Genomic DNA, 20,623 nt, shown 5'->3' with positions numbered 1-20,623 from the left:
ATTGTGGTGTTTTTATTATCAAAAAAGACTTAAGCAATATGTTTTTGCACTACAATCGAACCGACTGAATAGCCAGCACCGAATGAAGAGATCACAGCATACTCACCATCACTCACTTGCTCACCAGTACGATGCATTGCAATAATCACACCCGCAGAGGATGTATTAGCAAACTCATCCAAAATGATCGGTGCACGCTCTAAATCAGCCTCTTTACCGACCACCAATTTTAAAATCAGTTCATTCATATTGGCATTGGCTTGATGCAACCAGAAGCGCTTGATTTGTTCAGCGCTTAATTCAAGTTTTTCCAATTGCGCGGTAATGATTTTCGCAACCAGTGGACAAACTTCTTTAAAGACTTTACGGCCATCTTGACGGAATAATTTATCATCCACAACTGCATCTTCACTACGGTTTAAGAAGCCGAAGTTATTACGGATATTATTCGAGAACTGAGTAAACAAATGGATATCTAAAATTTCATAACCAGATTTAGTTTCTGTCTCTTCAATAATCGATGCCGTTGCAACATCACCAAAGATAAAGTGTGCATCACGGGTGCGATAATCTAAATGACCTGAAGTAATTTCAACATTGAGCAATAAAACACGACGAGCACCACATTTCACTGCATCGTAAGCTTGTTTCAAACCAAATGTCGCAGCAGAACATGCCACATTCATGTCATAGGCATAACCTTGAATACCCAAGGCAGACTGAATTTCAATTGCAACCGCTGGATAAGCACGTTGCATATTTGAACATGCCAAAATCACAACATCGATATCTTCTGCGGTTACACCTGCATTTTCCATCGCTTGTTTCGCAGCGATTACGCCCCACTCCGCTTGAAGTGAAAGCTCATCATTGCTACGTTCTTGCAAACGTGGGCGCAAACGTGCTGGATCAAGAATACCTGATTTTTCGACCACATAACGGCGTTGGATACCCGATGCTTTTTCGATAAATTCAGGGCTTGAGCCACGAAGTGCTTCAATTTCGCCAGCTTCAATTTGAGCTGCGTGATCTTGGTTATACTGTTCTACATAAGCATTTAAACTTTCAACCAACTCTTCATTGGAAATAGATTCAGTTGGATGGAATAAACCTGTACCTGTTATACGGATGCCCATGTAAAACTCCTGTAAAGAATAGTTCTAACTTTCATATTTCTCAGTTTAACCGATTGCTAATCGATCCCATAGTTTTTGTAATCTAGTTGGTGAAATAGGCAGCTTTGTTTTCATCGGTTGAGAAAACAAAGAAATCCTGAACTCTTCCAACATCAAATACAGTTCTTTGATTTTAGGATCGTTTTTAAATTTAAATACTTTGTCCATCCATGGATCGACATCATCAATTGCAGCAAGGTCTCGTTGTAGATTATTGGGCAAACGATCTAAACGCAATAGCAGCGCTTTTAAATAACGCGGGTATTCCTGCCAAATTTCAACGGGACGGCTATAAACAAAGTTTGCTAATGACATTAAATCAAGTTGATCTTCAATATCATCCACACTTCGACCAAAGATGGTTTGATCCAACACCAATAACTCACGGCGGATCTGCTGCCATTGAGTAAATATTTCAGTTAAATCACTTAATGTCTGTTGACCATTTGCTAAAAATTTCTTTTTGCTTTCAGTCAACAGGTGTTGAAATTCAGCCGTATTTTTAGGTAATTCTTGAATTGAAACTTGCAAGGTTGCATAGACCAGCATTTGTTCCAGCTTGGCACGATCACCCAACGGTGAATAAGCGAGAGCCAAAGGTTTAGAAATCTGCTTTTTCAATTGACGGATTAAATCCCCCAATTGCATATGTACCAGACGAATCACCCCTTCTCGATGTTGCTTAACCGCTTCATCTTGATCATTAAAGATTTGAATCACCACACCAGATTCATCTTTGGCTTCAAGCTCAGCAAATAGTTTAGCTGGTATCAAAGCTTGATATTGCTTGATCACAACACCTGTTACTTTTTGCGATGCTTCAAATACAAAATTTTCAGGGAAGGTCTGGAACTCACCTTGTTGCTGTTTCACTGGGCGATGGGTTTCAACCCGACAACGCGCTTTCAACTCATCCAGATCACGCCCTTGTGCGATTAACTTGCCTTTTTCATCAACGACTTTAATAAACGGGATCAGATACTGGTCAATGCGCTCAAAAGAAAAATCTTTTTCCGTAATTTGCTCCCCGCGCAAAGCAAATGCCAAGTAGCTAAATAAATGTTCGCGCAGATGAACGGCATCAATTCCCTGCATCAGCTTTTTCGCAGTATCGGGAATCGGAACCAAATTACGGCGTTTGTCTTTAGGTAATGCCTTGAGTAAAGCCTCAATCAAATCCTGACGCCACCCAGGAATCCCCCACGACCATTGCTTTTCATCCACTTGCGGTAAAGCCTGCACAGGAATTTTGACGGTTGCACCATCTTCATCATGGCTTGGATCAAAACGATAGCTAGCAGCAAGTCGCAGCTGTCCATTATGTAAATAATCTGGGAATTGCTGCGTGGTTGGACGATCATTCATCCACAACGCATCATCTTCTACAAATAAATAACGTGGCTGCTCTGACTCAATGGTTGCGCGCCAATCTTCAAAACTACTGCGACTGGCGATTTCTTCCGGCACTTTCTGTGCATAGAACTGGTAAATGGTCTCTTCATCCACCACCAAATCACGACGGCGTAATTTATCTTCAACCCGTTCAACTTCTTCAAGTTTGAGTAAGTTATGTTTTAAAAATGGTGGAGTAATGCCTAATTGACCTGTCGTTAATGCATCACGTAAAAAGATTTCATGTGCCGCAGCTTGGTCTACTTTCTCAAAATTGATTAATCTTTTTGGCTCGATAATCAAACCAAACAAAGAGATTTGAGCATAAGCATTGACGATACCTGCTTTTTTCGACCAATGTGGTTCGAAATAGTGGTACTTCAATAAATCACGCGCAGCCAATAAAATCCATTCAGGATCAATTTTTGCCAAGGTGCGTAAATACACCTGAGAGGTTTCCACCATCTCAAATGCCATCACCCAAGCCGTATTGGTTTTGTGCAAAGTACTTGCAGGAAACACTTTGGCCTTCTGCTGGCGCACTGCCATAAAAGTATTACGTTCATCGGTCTTATTGGCGATAAATGAAAGCAAGCCAGTTAACAGCGCGCGGTGTAAGTTTTCATAGTTGGCTGATTTTTCATTAAAACTGAGCTTTAAACCTTCAGCCAGTTCTACTAACTGCTGATGGGTTTGCTTCCATTCACGTAAGCGTAACCAACTTAAAAAATGCTGACGGGCAAACTGACGACGTTTATTTTCAGTTTGTGTTTCGGGACTGGTTTGCAGTGTATTCCAGAGTTTTAAATAGAATAAAAAGTCCGAGTCCGCTTCTTTGAATAAGGCATGTTTTTGATCAGCCTGCATTTGCTTGTCGGCAGGACGTTCTCGAGGATCTTGAATGGCTAAGGCACTAACAATAATCAAGGTTTCTTTGAGTACACCAAAATGTGCCCCGCCAACCAGCATACGTGCTAAACGCGGGTCAATTGGCATACGCGCCATCATTTGACCAACTTTGGTTAAGCTATCTTGGCTTCCCCCTTTGGTAAAGGGGGATTGAGGGGGATTATCTCTAGATGAATCTCCCTTGCGGAACATCGTTTGTTCCTCACCTCTTTGAGAAAGAGGGGCTTTTTTATCTGTTAATGCGCCTAACTCTACCAAGAGCTTACGTCCATCATTGACCAAACGGAAATCAGGCGGCTCAATAAAATCAAAATCTTCTAGATTACCTAGGCCTAAGCTTTGCATTTGCAAAATAACAGAGGCCAAGTTGGTCCGCTTAATTTCAGGTTCAGTAAATTCAGGACGGCTTAAAAAGTCATCTTCGCTATATAGACGAATACAGACACCCGCAGCAATACGGCCACAACGACCTTTACGCTGATTGGCTGCAGCCTGCGAAATTGCTTCAATTGGTAAGCGCTGTACCCGTGAGCGATAGTTATAACGTGAAATACGAGCAAAGCCACTATCAATCACATAACGGATGTTTGGCACTGTCAACGCCGTTTCCGCCACGTTAGTGGCAATAATAATGCGACGCCCTTTACCGCTCGGACTGAAGATTTTTTGTTGTTCAGCCAGCGCCAAACGTGCATATAAAGGCAAGACCTCAGTATGACGAGGACCAAACTTCTGCAAGGTTTCCTGCAATTCACGAATTTCTTGTTCAGTACTGGCAAATATTAAAATATCCGCATATTCGGGATGGCCTTTGCTCTCTGCATCGGCAAAACATTCTTCTACCGCTTGTACCACTGCACGTGGCAGATTTTCTTCAAAATCATCAAACTCGTCGTCATCACTACCGACAATACTCAACTCAGAGATTGGACGATAACGCAGTTCGACAGGAAAGCTGCGGCCTTCTACTTCAAAAATTGGTGCGTCATAAAAATACTGGCTAAAACGGTTTACATCTAGCGTAGCTGAGGTCACGATCACTTTTAAATCAGGGCGTTTTGGCAAAAGCTGCTTGAGATAGCCCATGATGAAATCAATATTGAGTGAGCGTTCATGCGCTTCATCAATAATGATCGTATCGTATTTTGATAAAAAACGGTCATTGGTCAATTCAGCCAACAAAATACCATCGGTCATCAAACGGACGATTGAATCTTGCGAACCTTGCTCATTAAAGCGAATTTTAAAGCCAATTGATTCGCCAAGCTTCTCGCCCACTTCTTCCGCAATACGTTGCGAGACACTCCGTGCAGCCAATCGACGTGGCTGAGTATGACCAATCATGCCTGTGAGTCCACGACCTGCCAGCATGGCAATTTGTGGAAGCTGTGTGGTTTTACCAGAACCCGTTTCACCAGCAACAATAATCACCTGATGCTTTTGAATCGCCTCAATTAAACGATCTGCATATTGGGTAACAGGCAAGTCTTGATTCAGCTTGATCTTGGGAACACGTGCTAAGCGTTGTTTTACCTTATGATTCGATTGCTGAATGAGTTTTTCGATTTCCGCTGTTTCTGTTTTTTTATCTTTGCGCAGTCGATTTAAACGGTGACGGTCACGTGCCATAACCAATTGATCTACATTTAAATGACTCTGCACTGAACAGCTTTCCTGAAAAATTAAATAATCGGCTATTTTACGCCTTAAACCCTTGCTATGCAAAGAAAGCTTTTCTAGACATTAACCACCACAGAGGCTTATCACTAAAAATTCAGGTCTTGAATCAAGTTAAATAATTATTCACCCCGGGCTGAAACAATAAAAATAGACCTTAATTTTGATTCACTGACTTCGTTTGGATCAATATCAACGATAAGATTAAGAAAAGTCGAGACCTGTAACCAGTGCTGATAAGCTTTTCCTTTTAATACTTTTGTGATGAAAATAGCGCCTTATCTTATTTCTTGCTGACTTTGTTTAGCATCTAATACAATCATCGAACATGAGAATAAATCAACGACCCGACAATTTGGAATAAATATTGCTTCGTCTTTTGGGAGATAAGTTTTTGCTTGTGTAACATGTACTAGACCATTATATGATTCCATTCTTTTCACTCCTGCCAAATAAATCCTGTTTTTTTATCGCAACAAATTAATAATCTCATCAAACTAATTACTATTCTCCTTATCGTATTCGTATTTTTTCTTTTGCAAATCTATCTCAACAACTCAGGATCACGACCAGATAGCTTTCCAAATAAAATAGATCCACGTCGAAAATTTAATCGTATATCTCCGTTTTTTATATAATTTTAGATTTTTTCAATTTTACCCTTGAATTTTGATGGCGTAGACTTCATGTTGTTATGCACATTAGTTCTGGATCTTTTGTCATGTTTGCTTCATCTCGATGCAGTCAAATAGGACAGATATTCTTGGGTGAAAGTCGTTTTTATTGAGTTATTCAATTTTCCGATTTTAGTCATGTAAAAATACTATTTCCCCAATAACTAAAAATTATTTATTCTTGACCTCGTAAACAAGTAAGGCGTTAGCCTCTCAATAAAACCTCAATCATGGAGACAATGATGAGCTTAATTAATACTGAAGTTAAACCATTTAAAGCGACTGCGTACCACAACGGTCAATTTGTTGACGTATCTGAAGCAGATCTTAAAGGCAAATGGTCTGTTGTGTTCTTCTACCCAGCTGACTTCACATTCGTATGTCCAACTGAGTTAGGCGACCTTGCTGACAACTATGCTGAATTCCAAAAATTAGGCGTTGAAATCTATGGCGTGTCTACTGACACTCACTTCACGCACAAAGCTTGGCACGACACTTCAGAAGTTATTGGTAAAATCCAATACCCATTGATCGGTGACCCAACTTGGACACTTTCTAAAAACTTCGACGTATTAATCGAAGCTGCTGGTCTTGCTGACCGTGGTACTTTCGTAATCGATCCAGAAGGCAAAATCCAAATCGTTGAAATCAACGCTGGTGGTATCGGCCGTGATGCATCTGAACTTCTTCGTAAAGTTAAAGCTGCTCAATATGTTCACGCTCACCCAGGTGAAGTTTGCCCAGCTAAATGGAAAGAAGGCGAAGCTACGCTTGCTCCATCTATCGACTTAGTTGGTAAAATCTAATTTTTTAGATTAGACCAATAGGTTTGAAACCACCCTTTTTTAGGGTGGTTTTTTTATTGATTATTTTTATCAATCCAAGTCCTATTCCACACCGAAAATTTATAGCTAATTTTTTACAATTCTTATACTTATAAATTTATAGCAAGCTTCATTTATGAATTGTCAGACTGCCCCAGTTGGAGTACTGTCAAATTATGAAACAAAAGAGTTTTTAGATATGTACTAAAAGATCAAACAAAAATAGGAGTCGTTATATGGAAAAATCTGTTGTTGTAACCTCTTGGAAATACGATGTTTCTTCACGCTATTTAAAAATTTTCTATAGCAATGGCTCAGGTGAGCTTTATCATCCCGTTCCAGAGTTTATCTACAATAATTTACTTCGCACCAATGATAAAACAGCCTTTGTGCATAAATATCTTGAGTTTGATCTGCATTTTAAACGACTCTGTATTTCAGCCTAACCATAAAAAAATCAGCCCCTTAGGGCTGATCTGTTTTGATATCTTTCGATTATTTAAGCCGCATCATTTTGCTCAATATATTTCTCGAGCATTTCTTCCTTCACATCAGCATGCATATTAATTCTACTGAGGTCACCTTTATAATGCGCTACAACACGGTCATCCATGATTTTTGACCACCAAGATGGAATAAATGCTGGCAGAATCATGGCACCATAACCTGCAGGTAATTGTGGTGCATCCTGAAAGTGACGTAAAGTTTGAAAGCTTCGGGTCGGATTGGCGTGATGATCCGAATGACGTTGTAATTGATACAAGAACAAATTGGTCACGACATTATTATTGTTCCAGCTATGTTCTGGCAAAGTACGTTCATATTGGCCATTTTCTTTCTTTGCACGCTTTAAACCATAATGTTCAATATAATTTACTGATTCAAACAAAGTAATCGCATAAGCCGCTTGCGTGACTTGGAACGGTACTGAACGTAGACCAAACTTGCTGAACATCGCGGTATGATATATAGCAGACATCGCCCAACCATGAATTAACTCATTTTCCTTACAGAAGAAAGGTAATTTCTTACGTTCTAAGCGGCTTTTCTCAATTTCGATCGCAGATTTAAAGCTACCAATCACAGTACGTGGTAAAAACTTCCAGAAAGTCTCGCCAAATTGTGAAGAGGCAGGATCTTCCGGTGTCGCAACACGACGATGGTGCCCATATGGGTGTTCGATTCGAAAATGGTTATAACCTGACGGCGCCAAAGCCAAATGCGAAAGATAATGCTCCAAGCGCCCTGCCTTATGGCTCAATTCATGTGCAGTATTAATTGCAATACCATTGACCATACCCACCAAAGTTCCCAATAACACTTGATCTGCAACTGGCGTGTCTTTACGACTGGCTAAATAGGCCCCATAAATATTGGTCGCGTATTGTAAAGGAATAAAAAGTTTAACAATACGAGCGTAATACGGATCAGCTTCTAAATCTGCGATTGCATCTAATGGCGGGTTTTCCGTATCTTCACCAATCAATTTATCTAAAGTTGGAATAACGCCATGAATAAATAATGGCCCAAATGAGGCGAAGAACTTTTTCGTTTTTTTAGGGCCAAACTGATAGCCAGCCAAGCCCCCCATTGCAATGGTCGGTACAGCCAAACCCAATAGCCATAAATGACGCTTTTTATCCTTAAATGTTGTTGTCGCTTGCTCGACATCCAGTTGAGTATGCATATTCATTAGAAATTCCTCAATCAAACACAAAATGCTTTGCTTGAATTGATTGTGTTCCGTCACAGCCCCTCTATATTATCATTTTAAGACTTGCTATTATCATTTTAAGACTTTAATGAGTTTTTCTTGTGCAAAAGCAACAGATCCCTGTTATTCCATCACGTTATTATTTACGACTGATTGAAATTTTAATCGGTACGCATCAATACGATAATGATTTACTGATAGCAGTACAGCAAGAACTAGCAAAAACAGAATTATTATCGATTCAGCAAATTGAACAATTCATAGAAATTGGTTTAAGCCTGCCCGACACCCAAGATCTAGCCTTTGAACTTGGTAAAAATATCAAGCTCAGCTCACATAGTCTCGTCGGCTATGCACTCATGACCAGCCCAAATCTAGAACATGCACTTAGGCTGATTGCACAATATTTTAGACTGATTATGCCAAGTTTTAAGCTCAGCATTCAGTTTCTAACAGGCTCACAAAAAGTTGAACTGTTATTTGAACCAATTTTGCAGATGAATAAGCAGTGTTTGGCCTTTCATATTGAAGCGATTGCCGTAGCGTTCTACTACAGTCTATTAGAATTGGCAGGTCAGCAATTACAACGCTATCAAGTATATTTGAGTGTTCCAGAGCCAAGCTATCAAGAACGTTACTTAGCCTTAGTGAAAGCCAATTTCCATTTTAACTATACCTGGCTTTCGGGCATACGCGTGGTGATTGATCAGCAACAATTGGCACTCCCCTTACCTTTGGCAGATGCACATAGTTTAAAAATCGTTGAACAACGCTGTCAGGAACAAATCCAGAAGATCTATCATCAAGGAGAAATTGTTGAATGGGTTAGCATGATGTTGCGACAAGCCAATCAAGTCCCAACTCTCATGGAATGTGCCAAAGTATTAAACATTTCCACTAAAACCTTGCAACGCTATTTGCAGCAACAAGGTGTTGAATTTCAAGCTTTAAAGCAGCAGATCAGCACTGAACGAGCCATTGAGTTATTAGAAAATTCTAGCTTTACCATTACCCATATTGCCTATGAACTGGGTTATTCCAATCCTGCCAACTTTACCCGCGCCTTTAATAAAATGATTGGCTGTAGCCCTCAAGCATATCGACTACACCATCAAAGTAAAATCAATTCACTTCAACACCACCAAACATAAACCTGCGCCGATCGGCAGGATGGTGCTCATATAATCCTCATCATCTTTGATCAGTTCAAGAAATGTCTTCACCTCTGCTGCATGAGAAATCACATTATCAACAATTAAAGTGCTACCTGAAGATTGCAATAAACGCTTTAAGTCTTCCCAATACCCAGCATAACTACCACGCTCAGCATCAAGTAAAATTAAATCGAAAGGTTCGGTCGCTTGGGCCAGATAATCAGCAGCATCCCCCACCCAAAAATCAATCAAAGATCCCAAGCCAAATTCTTCCGCATATTTTTTTGCTTGGGCACTGCGAAATGCATTGATTTCTAGAGTGTTTACCTTACCCCCCACGACTTTCGCAGCTTCCGCTAGCCAAAGCGTCGAATAGCCTGTAGAGGTGCCAATTTCTAGAATCCGTTTTGATCGTTGAGTACGAACCAACATCGCTAGTAGCTTAGCTGACTCCGCTTCAATATTTCGGTAGCGTCTTAAACGATCAGACTGTCGGGCATCGTGTTGTTTAAACTCATCATATAAATCAGAAATACGTTGTAAAAATACCGTGCTAGTCATATCTGATCCCCTCAAACAGGCTGTTTTAAAGCTGAATGAATTTAAGTTGGTTGTATTAATTTAAAACGCGGTAAGACTTGCCCATCATCAAGCTGAACCGTTTCGCTAAACATTGCCAATGGACGTACCCACATTGAGTAATCACCATATAAGCATTGATAGACGACCAACTGTTCTTCTGTTTCACTATGACGAGCCACGTTAAACACTTGATATAGCTGACCTTTATAGTGCTGATAGATACCACGTTGTAACGCCATGTTGCTTACCCTTTATTTATGCCACGAAATGATTGCAGTTATATAACAACTTTGATTGTACTCAAATTTTTACTGAAAGATATGTTCAAAAAAGTGACAAAACCAGCAAAAATTCAAAAAACCGATCAAACCCATAAAAACATACTGTTTTACCTATTTAGTACTTTTGCGTACTATAGCCTCATTGAATGAATTTAGCTGATTTAAAAGTCTTAGCATTTGGAGAAATACATGTTAGATCAAAATATTAAAACTCAATTAAAAGCTTACTTAGAACGTTTAGAAAGTCCAATCGAGTTGGTTGCTGCTTTAGATGAATCAGACAAAGCTGCAAAAATCAAAGAACTCGTGACTGAAATTGCTGAACTTTCTGATCAAGTTACGGCGCGTTTCGACGGTTCAAACGCTCGCCGTCCTAGTTTTGGTGTGGCCAAAGCAGGTGAACAACCACGTGTGTTCTTTGCTGGCTTACCGATGGGACATGAGTTTACTTCTTTGATCTTGGCATTATTACAAGTGTCTGGTTATGCGCCTAAAGTGTCTGATGAAGTACTCACTCAGATCAAAGGCCTAAACTTAAGCGCGAACTTTGATGTGTTTGTCTCGCTCAGTTGCCATAACTGTCCAGATGTGGTTCAAGCTTTAAACTTAATTGCGATCAACAATCCAAATACCACAGCAACCATGATTGATGGTGCTTTCTTCCAAGACGAAGTTGAAGAACGCAAAATCTTGGCTGTACCGATGGTGTTCCAAGACAATCAGCATATTGGTCAAGGTCGTATGACTTTGGAAGAAATCGTTGCCAAGTTGGATAGCAATTCAGCTGAGAAAGATGCAGCAGCAATCAATGCCAAAGACGCATTTGATGTGTTGGTGATTGGTGGTGGTCCTGCAGGTGGTACAGCGGCGATCTACGCAGCACGTAAAGGGATTAAAACCGGTATCGTAGCTGAGCGCTTTGGTGGTCAGGTGATGGATACCATGGACATTGAAAACTTCACCACCGTTCAAAAAACCGTAGGTCCTCAGTTCGCTCAAGACATGGAAGCACATGTTCGTGAGTACGGCGTGGATATCATGAACTTGCAACGTGTCAGCAAGATCACGGGTGCAGATCAAACGGCCAATGGTCTGGTTGAAGTAGAACTGGAAAATGGAGCCAAGCTTGAATCGAAAACCATCATTCTTTCAACAGGTGCACGTTGGAGAGAAATGAATGTACCAGGTGAAGCAGAATATCGTACCCGTGGTGTTGCGTACTGTCCACACTGTGATGGTCCATTATTCAAAGGCAAACGTGTTGCCGTGATTGGTGGTGGTAACTCGGGTGTCGAAGCAGCGATTGACCTTGCAGGCATTGTTGAGCATGTGACTTTGGTTGAGTTTGATACCAAGCTTCGTGCTGACCAAGTATTGCAAGACAAGTTAAATAGTTTGCCAAATACTACTGTGATCTTAAATGCACTCAGTACTGAAGTGGTGGGCGATGGTTCACAAGTAACGGCATTGAAATATAAAGATCGTGCCACTGAGGTTGAACACACAGTCGAGCTTGCAGGGATCTTCGTACAAATTGGTTTATTACCAAACACGGATTTCTTGAAGAACAGTGCGGTTGAATTGAGTAACCGTGGCGAGATTGTGATTAATGATCGTAATGAAACCAATGTCAAAGGTGTATTTGCCGCAGGTGACTGTACCACAGTGCCATACAAGCAAATCATCATTGCCACAGGTGAAGGCGCGAAAGCATCGCTGTCTGCCTTTGATTATATGATTCGTTCTGGCGTATAAGTCTACTCAGAACATGTGCACGCACTTACATTTTCCGATGTAAGTGCGTGTTTTTACAAGTTATCAACAAATTTTCAACTTTATTATTCATCAAGTTTATGTTTATATTTTCGGTATCCATATCCAATTGGATGCCACAAAGAAAAGGAAATAGACAATGAATAAATTACTTGTTGCATTAGGTCTTGCTGCTACTGTTGCGCTTGTAGGCTGTAATAAAGATAAAGCACCTGAAACTGGTGCAACCACGGGTGAGCATTTAGAACATGCTGCTGATCAAGCTGGTGCTGACGTTCAAAATGCAGCTGATGCGGCTGCGAGCAATGTTGCAACTGCTGTAGATACTGCTGGTGATCAAATTGATGCTGCTGCTGATCACACTGCAACTGCAACGGCTGAAGCTGCTGCTAAAACTGAGGCTGCGGCACGTGATGCAACAGCTAAAGTTGCAGGCGCTGTAGAATCAACCGCTGCTGATGTGAAAGAAAAAGCTCAACAATAATTGAGTTGAAATAAAAAAGCCTCTATCAACAGAGGCTTTTTTATTGATCTGAATTAACTTAACAAACCTTCATCACGCATCGCAATTTGTACCGACTGACGTTCAGCCACTTTGTTACGCAATGCGATAATGTTGATATAAGGGGTTAAATCATGTTCGATATGGTTGGACCAATTGGTGAGAACAAATAAATACGCATCCGCAGGACCAAAGTTGTCATCAACTAAATAATCACAATCTGATTCAGCTAAATAGTTGTCGATATATTTAAGTAAACGATCAACTTCTGCATAAGCTTTGGCTTTCTCATCATCAGTGAGCTTACCACCAAAGAACACTGAATAAGCGTCATGCAGTTCTGAGTTCAAATAGCCTAACCATTCAAGGACTTTAGCACGCCCCATCCCCGATGGTGGGATTAAATCCTGTTTTGGGTCATGCTGCGCCAAAAACGGTAAAATCGCTACATTCTCAGTTAAAATTAAACCTGGATTAATTTCCAATGCAGGGACATAGCCCTTTGGATTAATCTCGTAATAATCTGCACCTTTTGAAGTTTTATGTGTTTTTAGATCAACTCGTTCTAAATCAAAATCAACGTTTATTTCATTTAAAATAATATGGGCAGCCAATGAGCAAGCACCAGGGGAATAATACAACTTCATAATTGATCCTTGTTATCTAACAACTTATGCTCTAGGACGTTCCTACGAAACTCGAGAACAGAAATAACTAAAATTTATAATCGCTTTCATGCTAAGAACATCTACACCACTACTATTAATGAATTTTTTTCTGCCTTGCAAGTTATATTCCGTGACGATTGATTAATTTATGAAAAAACAAACTAAACAATGTCACGGAAATCGGGTTATGCTCGACCAAAAAGCTTGCCTAACCATTCAAATAATGAGTTTAAAAATTCAACAATAATATTCTTCGGATTGTTTGGTTCAAGTTGCGAGTCCGAGCTTTTCATATCCAAATCTACAATCACAGGATCATGGTCTGAAGAACGATAAGCATCTGCCGAGAAGAACAAGGCCTTTTGCTCATCGGTTTTATATTCCTCGTTATAGTCAAGCACCGTTGGCTCATCGGCATTGATATGCCATGCAAAGGTCTTGATTACACGTTTATACAGATTGGCATCGGCAATGGCATGATCAAGATTACCAGCACCGCCATAACCATCAGCGTCACTCGCAACACCAAACACATAACTATACGCCTTATTGCCCTCACCCACTTTGCTGTCATTCAGCAAAACTTTGTAGTTGGCTTTCTCAAAGGTCAGGATCGGATCTTCTTTGGCATAACTATTCATATCACCTAAGAGCAAGATATTCGGATTCTTCACTTGGGTTGGATTCTTGGCAATCCATTGGGTGAGTTGCTCAACCGCTTTCACTCGAGTTGGATTCCAACAGCCCTGTCCATCACGCTGATCCGCATCGAGAGAACTTTCATCGACACCACGACAGCTCTTCGATTTAAGGTGGTTTGGAATCACAGTAAAAATTTGTCCACCCTGTACAGGCTTGAAGGATTGTGCAATGGTCGAACGGCTCTTATCACCTAAGTCCAATACCGCAGGTTTATTCACTGGCTGTACACGTTTGCTGTTATAGATAATTGCAACTGCAATCACATCTGTCCCCAACTGGTTCAAGCCTTCTGGAATTACATATTTCCAGTCTGGTCCTAAAGCTTTGGTGAGATTGGCAACCGCACTGTCACTGCCATAACCATTATTGGCAATCTCCATCAGACCATAAACATCTGCATCAATCGATTTTAATGCGTTGACGATTTTGGCATGTTGCTTATCAAACTCAGCCTGACTGTTGGCACCACGTTCGGTTGGGAAGCCATTTTTGCCATTGTCATAGTTCAATACGTTAAATGCCGCAGCACGAATATGCTTGCTTTGTTTAGCCGTAATGCTTGGGCGCGGATTAGTGGTGGTCACGACTTCTGGTAAGTTAGCACCCGCAATCGGCTGTACACGCCAAGCATTAAAGCGGTACTCCAAAATACCTTGTGCATTTTTTAATTGGTAGCCCGAACGTAATGTATTTAAAGCACTAAAGTTTTGTGGCAACCACGGTGCGCGGTTTTGATTGTTATAACCATCATCAAAGATAATCTTAGAAAGTAAATTTTGTTGCGCTAAAGCCTTGGCTTCATTTGAAAGTGCAGGATAAAGATTGGTTGGAATGAATAAGCGACCCAAGCTTAGAGAAAGTTCACCATAACGACCAAAATTATAGTTTTCACTCACCGTTAAGGTTTGCGGCAATTTCACCAACATCCCTTGGTAACGTTTCGGTGAGTTCCCCGCTGTATCAGTCAAACTGCTAAAGGGTAAATTTAAGTCCAGTGGTTGAATCAGCGATGCCATGTTCTGGTTACAGGTCTTAATATCCTGCTGTAACTGATCCAATTGAAGTTGGTTTTGATAACTGGTTAAACGACCACGCAGGATAACTTCATCACCAACCTGTCCGCCTTTGACTACACTGCTCGCAGGAATATAAACAAAGACGGCGTTACTGACATTTGGCGTTGATTTGCTATCAGGCGTTTGTACATAGAAACCCGAGAAACCATTGCTATAACGATAATCCGCTGTGATCACACCACGAATGGTATAGTTTTGATTCTGAGTCGACTCGGCTAAGCTCGCAATTGGTGTATCACTGCTGCTACAGCTGACTGCGTCTACAGGCGGTGTTGTGGTTGAGCCAGTTAAATTCGAAAAATCATTTCGATCAGTCCATGCCTGCCAAGATTGGTCGAGGTCAAATGGACTGGTCGGGTCAACACTCACTACAGGATTATCTGTTTGAATGCGTTTAAAGCTATTCGCAGTACTCAACACCGTCGCACCCCAACCTGACGTTGGGCGCTCACCAATACGACCAAAACGATCTACAGGCGTACCGCGATACAGCAAGACAATGGCATCGTCACCATTAAAAGATAACCCAGCAACTTGATTAACCTTATCGCCCAATTGCGCCTGTAATTCAGAACGACCTATCAGAAATTTTTGTTTACTGGCTAAAGTTCCCTGTAATGGGAAGGCAACTGTTTTAACTGTGCCACCATTATTAAACTGCTGGATTTCATAATCAGCTAAATTCACTGTTGTGGCATCGGGGTTATAGATTTCCAGTCCCTTTTTATTGCTGCTGCCATCGACATATTGGCTAAACATCAATTGTGCATGTGCAGCAGAAAAGAGTGAAGACGCGCCTAATAAACCTAGACAAATGGCGATCGAATGGTATTTAAAATTGTTCATAGTTTTTTACTTAGTGTTAAAATTCTAATTAGGCTATGCAATTTCTGTGACAGCTACATGAAGATTTTTTGACAAATTTTAAGCAATTTCGAAAATGACTGGCTAAATAAAATCACTTAAAGTTTGACTTGACCACCTGAACACTTAAAATACGGCATTTCTATATTTATATCTCCAGAATCATGTCAAACGATCAGTTAGAAACGCAAATTACGGAACTCGACAATTTGCCTGAGCACCGTGAAATTGTGACGTTTATGCGTCGTTCAGCTCCGCTCAATACTTCACAACGTACTGCTTTAGAAGATTATCGTGATTTAATTTTGGAATATCCTGTTGGTGATTTACGTCAACACTTTGAACATCCCGAACGCCCATTAACTGTTGAAATCGGTTTTGGTATGGGCCGTTCTTTGGTGTTAATGGCAAAAGCCAATCCTGAACGTAACTTTGTCGGAATCGAAGTGCATGTGCCTGGTATCGCACAGTGTGTCTATGAAGCGGGTATGGCAGGTTTAAAGAACCTGTTTGTACTGGATGCTGATGCAATCCAAGTGTTACGTGAAATGCCAGACAACAGCATTAACTGTGTACAGCTTTATTTCCCAGATCCGTGGCAGAAGAAGCGTCACTTTAAACGCCGCTTTGTGATTCATGAGCGTATGCAACTGGTTGAACAGAAGTTAGAGCTTGGTGGTACCTTCCACTCAGCAACTGACTGGGAACCGTATGCAGAGTGGATGCTTGATATCCTAGATAATCGTCCTGATATGGAAAACTTGGCAGGTAAAGGCAATAGCTACCCTCGCCCAGAATGGCGTCCAGTGACTAAATTCGAGCGTCGTGGTCTTGAATCAGGTCATAAGATTAATGATTTTATCTTTAAGAAAATAAAGTAAAGAATCTCGGTTGAGCTAGCAAACCAAGCCCTCTTAAAAACCAAACTATAGCATTAAATATCATATATTTAATGCTATTTTAGCATTCAGTCGTATTCAAAATATTGTTAGCAGCGCGATACATCTTTAGTCTCAAAAACCGATCAAGAAAAAAATATCTTGAATTAGCCTCAAGGAATAAAAAGATTAAGGACATGCTCCATTTAGAGCATGCCCTATCATTTCCCTTCCAATCTCCCATAACCAAAGGACGGGGAGAATAAAAATAGCGAGCGTTAATAATATATAGGTTTATATCATCTTAATTTTAAAACAAATATAAGCATTAGGACACTAATAGTTGCCCTATTTCTAGGTTAGAATAACCTCGTTCTTTAAATATTAAAACGATCGCTTTTTTATAAGCTTCCGAGTGAGATGTTTTATATTTTGTGATCAACTGAATTTCAGTATTCAGTTCCAGATCACTTTTTAAAGTCAATACTTCCGTAGAGATTGCGTCAAAAATCTTTAGCTTAAACATACAGGTGCTCTTTAGTTACGTTATAGCGGCCCGACTACAACAAACACCTGCCTAAGTTCAAAACTAGACACCCTTTTGACAAGGATTACAAATTTAAGAAATGTCTGCAATACACTCCTTAAATAAAGTGTAAATATTATTCAAGAAAACTGATCCATTCCGAACATTAAAAATAGATCGTGATCACTATCCAACAACATATTCTCTATTAGATTAGAAAAAATCTGTCGCCTTGATTTCAGAGAGGTAATCACTATCCAGTACTTTCACTGTTTTATTTTTGAACTGAATAATACTTAACTCCGCTAAATCTTTAAGAACACGATTGAGCTGTCTAGTTGAAATTCCAAGCATAGCGGCAATAGAATCCCGTTTCTCTAAGTGAATAACTGTCCCTTCAGCTTCAGCCCTGATTGCCAAGTACTTTCGCACTTTAACAAATGCAGGAAGTGATACATTCGTCAGCAATTGAGTCGAAGCGTATAGTTTTTTACTCAGGTGAGTACAAATAAAACGTAGAAAAATAGGGTCATTAAAACCATATTGCTGAATCTTGCTCAAAGGTATTTCAAAAATATCCGACTTTGAAATCGCTCGAACAGTACTCACCGTATACATATCGATATCTAAAAAAAGCTCTAAATCACCAATCACCGAGAATGCCTTTTCAATAGAAAATACAGCATAACTTCCATCATGCTGAAAATGTTCTACTTGCAGCTTTCCATCCACCAATAAGTAGAGATTATTTAATAAACTTCCTTGTGCAACAAGGTATTCACCCTCTTCTATTTGCTTTAATCGTAGATTTTCTAACAATGCTGGAGAGAAATAGCTACACAATGAAAATGTATCAATATAGGTCTGCATTAATTCATGTTTACTCATATTGTTCATCATTTACGACTCTTCTCTAGCCCAAGCATCTATCAGGCGTACACAGTTTCACTTTATGTTTCAAGCCGACCTTGGGCATAAGTACCATAGGGCTAAATACATTCTTCGCTTAGCACATTTTATCAAATATTTAAAAAGAGACATATGTCCTTTTTTTAATTTAAATTGGAACATAAGCTGTAGCACACCTCAAGAATAAAGGTATTGTCACAGTAAGACTTTATATTGATTGATACTGAGATGCAGCATTTGATGCTGCGATATTGAGCTAGTCACTATCTATAAACTGAGAAAATTATGAAGTTATTTGATCCTAAAAAATTAGCCAAGGTTGAGCTGCATGTTCATTTAGACACCTCCCTTAGCTATTATTGTGCGAGACAAATTCTGCCAGATTTAAGACTAAAAACATTTAATGACACTTTTATTGCCCCGAATAAATGTAAAGATCTAGGGGATTTTTTAAGTAAGATAGCACCCACTCTGGATATTCTACAGACAAAATCAGCCATTGCTCTTGCAGTCGATGATCTATTTGATCAACTGAAGGCAGACCATGTTATTTATGCAGAACTTCGCTTTGCGCCCCTATTACATACCCGACTAGGACTAACAGTAGAAGAAGTGACTGAAACAGTCCTAGAAGCAATGCAGCAAGCATCGGCAGTATACAATATCAAAGCTGGACTACTTTTATGCACGCTCAGGCACTTTAGCCTTGAAGATAGTATGAAGACTGCAAAATTAGTGACTAACTTTATGAATGACGGCGTTGTTGGACTTGACTTGGCTGCTGACGAAGCACGGTATTCATTAGACAATCACATCGCAGCTTTCGAACATGTTAGACGCATGGGCGGCAATGTCATAGCGCATGCAGGAGAAGCCAAAGGGGCTGATAGTGTCACCGAAGTGCTCGATAAATTAAGTGTAACTCGTATAGGCCATGGCGTACGTAGTATAGAAAATGATGCTGTCGTTGCGAGATTAAAGCAGCAGAATATATTACTTGAAGTATGCCCAAGCAGTAATATCGTATGCGATGTTTTTGAAAACATCGAAAAACATTCCGTCGATAAGCTTAAGCAAGCTGGTGTAAAACTCAATATTAATACTGATGCTCGAACGGTGGCGAATACAACTTTAAATCAAGAATATCAATTATTACATGATCGGTTGGGTTGGCAGAATGAAGACTTCATACAAACGAATATTGATGCCTTGAACGCAGGTTTTATCTCAACAGAAACCAGAGAAAAATTGTTGCAATTAGTTCAAATATATTAAGCCAGACCTTACAACGATTTTTTAATGGCTCTACAACCTTGTGAACGTAGAATTCTCTAATTTTGGAACCAACAGGAAAGCTGAATGAATACCGACATTATTAAAGGACGTTTACTCTTTTTAAAAGAAGCTGAAAATCTAAAAAATATCATGCGTTCAGCCCACACGTCTAATGGCCGAAATGAAAGTACTGCTGAGCATACCTGGAGACTTGCCTTATTAGCACTGGTATTTGAAGATGAATTGAAATACCTCGACTTTTCAAGAGTCTTAAAGATGTGTCTTGTTCATGACTTGGGCGAGACAATTCATGGTGATATTCCTGCAATTGAAAAGCAAAATCATCCTAATAAAAATGTCCAAGAACGTAATGATCTCTTATTCCTTACCCAGTCATTAGATGATCCGCTCAGAAGCTCGTTACTTGGGCTGTGGGAAGAGTATGAAGCCGGTCAAACGCAAGAAGCGATTGCTGTAAAAGCTTTAGATAAGTTAGAAACGATTTTACAGCATAATCAAGGCATTAATCCCGATGATTTCGATTATGAGTTTAATCTTACTTATGGCGAGAAATACACGAACAAACATCCTTTGTTTAAAAGTATCCGTGCACTCTTAGATAGGGAAACAATGCAAAAAATAAATAGCAGCAAATAAGGGTTGGCTCTTAATAACCAGCATTTATTTGACTCAATTTTCCTCAAAACGAGCCGTGGTAAATTGCCTTCGTAAAGAATGTCCTTCTATTTCCCCTGTAAACGTGATGCCTTCTTTAGCTTTGCCTACCAACACCAAAATAGGAGCACTGGTAAGTAACGAACTACTTTCAGCCAGTACACCTGCAAAAGTGGTACCAGTTACGATTCCACCTATATTTTGATTTACAGGTATTTTGGACTTGGCTTTTTCTAAAGAATGGATCGGACCCTAAACAAGCTTTAAGTTTAGTTTCAAATAATCCACCTCGAGCAACGATTTAATTTCAACTAGTTACAAATCCATCTTCTCTATACTTTCATTTTGTTTTAAAAATAATATAGTCTGAGAACATACCAACATTGATCCAGT

Annotated in this window: 17 protein-coding genes and 1 pseudogene; 8 read left to right on the top strand and 10 right to left on the bottom strand. The window is 39.9% G+C overall.

What is annotated here, in order from left to right:
* Positions 1-29: 29 nt before the first annotated feature.
* Together A7P55_RS14000 and A7P55_RS13995 are read right to left on the bottom strand one after the other, a co-directional pair.
* A complete protein-coding gene (locus tag A7P55_RS14000) occupies positions 30-1,136 on the bottom strand; it encodes a beta-ketoacyl-ACP synthase III (protein WP_171552563.1) in 1,107 nt (368 codons plus the stop codon).
* Between the two features lie 45 nt (positions 1,137-1,181).
* Complete coding sequence (locus A7P55_RS13995; RefSeq protein WP_171552562.1) at positions 1,182-5,138, bottom strand: DUF3418 domain-containing protein; 3,957 nt, start codon at positions 5,136-5,138, stop codon at positions 1,182-1,184.
* A gap of 931 nt (positions 5,139-6,069) precedes the next feature.
* Here A7P55_RS13995 and ahpC point away from each other — a divergent pair.
* Together ahpC and A7P55_RS13985 are read left to right on the top strand one after the other, a co-directional pair.
* A complete protein-coding gene (gene ahpC, locus A7P55_RS13990; RefSeq protein WP_004654049.1) occupies positions 6,070-6,633 on the top strand; it encodes an alkyl hydroperoxide reductase subunit C in 564 nt (187 codons plus the stop codon).
* 254 nt (positions 6,634-6,887) lie between these two features.
* The gene (locus A7P55_RS13985; protein WP_003652651.1) at positions 6,888-7,097 is read left to right on the top strand and encodes a KTSC domain-containing protein; all 210 of its coding nucleotides are present in this window, start codon (positions 6,888-6,890) and stop codon (positions 7,095-7,097) included.
* 53 nt (positions 7,098-7,150) lie between these two features.
* Here A7P55_RS13985 and A7P55_RS13980 read toward each other — a convergent pair whose 3' ends face one another.
* Positions 7,151-8,344 (bottom strand): alkane 1-monooxygenase, encoded by a 1,194-nt coding sequence (locus A7P55_RS13980; RefSeq protein WP_171552561.1) that lies wholly within the window; start codon positions 8,342-8,344, stop codon positions 7,151-7,153.
* Positions 8,345-8,466: 122 nt separating this feature from the next.
* Between A7P55_RS13980 and A7P55_RS13975 the strand changes: the two genes are divergently transcribed.
* Positions 8,467-9,516 (top strand): helix-turn-helix domain-containing protein, encoded by a 1,050-nt coding sequence (locus A7P55_RS13975; protein WP_171552560.1) that lies wholly within the window; start codon positions 8,467-8,469, stop codon positions 9,514-9,516.
* Here the strand turns inward: A7P55_RS13975 and A7P55_RS13970 are convergent.
* Positions 9,493-10,080 carry a class I SAM-dependent methyltransferase gene (locus tag A7P55_RS13970; RefSeq protein WP_171552559.1) on the bottom strand — a complete coding sequence of 196 codons (588 nt, stop codon included), beginning with the start codon at positions 10,078-10,080 and terminating at the stop codon, positions 9,493-9,495. The genes A7P55_RS13975 and A7P55_RS13970 overlap by 24 nt on opposite strands.
* Before the next feature lie 41 nt (positions 10,081-10,121).
* Positions 10,122-10,340: a DUF1653 domain-containing protein gene (locus A7P55_RS13965; protein WP_171552558.1), complete on the bottom strand. Its 219-nt coding sequence runs from the start codon at positions 10,338-10,340 to the stop codon at positions 10,122-10,124.
* A 231-nt stretch (positions 10,341-10,571) separates the two neighbouring features.
* Here A7P55_RS13965 and ahpF point away from each other — a divergent pair, with 231 nt between their 5' ends.
* Positions 10,572-12,137, top strand: coding sequence for an alkyl hydroperoxide reductase subunit F (gene ahpF / locus A7P55_RS13960; protein ID WP_171552557.1), 1,566 nt, complete (start codon positions 10,572-10,574; stop codon positions 12,135-12,137).
* Between the two features lie 157 nt (positions 12,138-12,294).
* Entirely contained in the window at positions 12,295-12,639 is a 345-nt protein-coding gene (locus A7P55_RS13955) for a hypothetical protein (RefSeq protein WP_004806359.1), read from the top strand.
* Positions 12,640-12,692: 53 nt separating this feature from the next.
* On the opposite strand, the gene A7P55_RS13950 is transcribed toward A7P55_RS13955, so the two are convergent.
* Together A7P55_RS13950 and A7P55_RS13945 are read right to left on the bottom strand one after the other, a co-directional pair.
* On the bottom strand, positions 12,693-13,304 hold the full coding sequence (locus A7P55_RS13950; RefSeq protein ID WP_016542190.1) for a glutathione binding-like protein: 612 nt from the start codon (positions 13,302-13,304) through the stop codon (positions 12,693-12,695).
* Between the two features lie 206 nt (positions 13,305-13,510).
* Positions 13,511-15,949 carry an ExeM/NucH family extracellular endonuclease gene (locus A7P55_RS13945; RefSeq protein WP_171552556.1) on the bottom strand — a complete coding sequence of 813 codons (2,439 nt, stop codon included), beginning with the start codon at positions 15,947-15,949 and terminating at the stop codon, positions 13,511-13,513.
* 182 nt (positions 15,950-16,131) lie between these two features.
* Between A7P55_RS13945 and trmB the strand changes: the two genes are divergently transcribed.
* Positions 16,132-16,848 (top strand): tRNA (guanosine(46)-N7)-methyltransferase TrmB, encoded by a 717-nt coding sequence (gene trmB / locus A7P55_RS13940; RefSeq protein WP_004654068.1) that lies wholly within the window; start codon positions 16,132-16,134, stop codon positions 16,846-16,848.
* 325 nt (positions 16,849-17,173) lie between these two features.
* On the opposite strand, the gene A7P55_RS22635 is transcribed toward trmB, so the two are convergent.
* Entirely contained in the window at positions 17,174-17,371 is a 198-nt protein-coding gene (locus tag A7P55_RS22635; protein WP_252727869.1) for a hypothetical protein, read from the bottom strand.
* A gap of 213 nt (positions 17,372-17,584) precedes the next feature.
* Positions 17,585-18,271, bottom strand: coding sequence for a Crp/Fnr family transcriptional regulator (locus tag A7P55_RS13935; protein WP_171552555.1), 687 nt, complete (start codon positions 18,269-18,271; stop codon positions 17,585-17,587).
* A gap of 294 nt (positions 18,272-18,565) precedes the next feature.
* Here A7P55_RS13935 and add point away from each other — a divergent pair, with 294 nt between their 5' ends.
* Both add and A7P55_RS13925 read left to right on the top strand, forming a co-directional pair.
* Positions 18,566-19,555: an adenosine deaminase gene (gene add / locus A7P55_RS13930; RefSeq protein WP_171552554.1), complete on the top strand. Its 990-nt coding sequence runs from the start codon at positions 18,566-18,568 to the stop codon at positions 19,553-19,555.
* 84 nt (positions 19,556-19,639) lie between these two features.
* Positions 19,640-20,212 (top strand): HD domain-containing protein, encoded by a 573-nt coding sequence (locus tag A7P55_RS13925; RefSeq protein WP_171552553.1) that lies wholly within the window; start codon positions 19,640-19,642, stop codon positions 20,210-20,212.
* A gap of 36 nt (positions 20,213-20,248) precedes the next feature.
* Here A7P55_RS13925 and A7P55_RS22630 read toward each other — a convergent pair.
* Positions 20,249-20,476 (bottom strand): annotated as a pseudogene (locus A7P55_RS22630) (ABC transporter ATP-binding protein); the annotation flags it as partial.
* Positions 20,477-20,623 lie beyond the last annotated feature (147 nt).

It is taken from the genome of Acinetobacter sp. Ac_5812 (assembly GCF_013072695.1).
GTDB lineage: Bacteria > Pseudomonadota > Gammaproteobacteria > Pseudomonadales > Moraxellaceae > Acinetobacter.
Note: the sequence above shows the minus strand (reverse complement) of the source record. Positions and strands in the feature narration are given on the sequence as shown.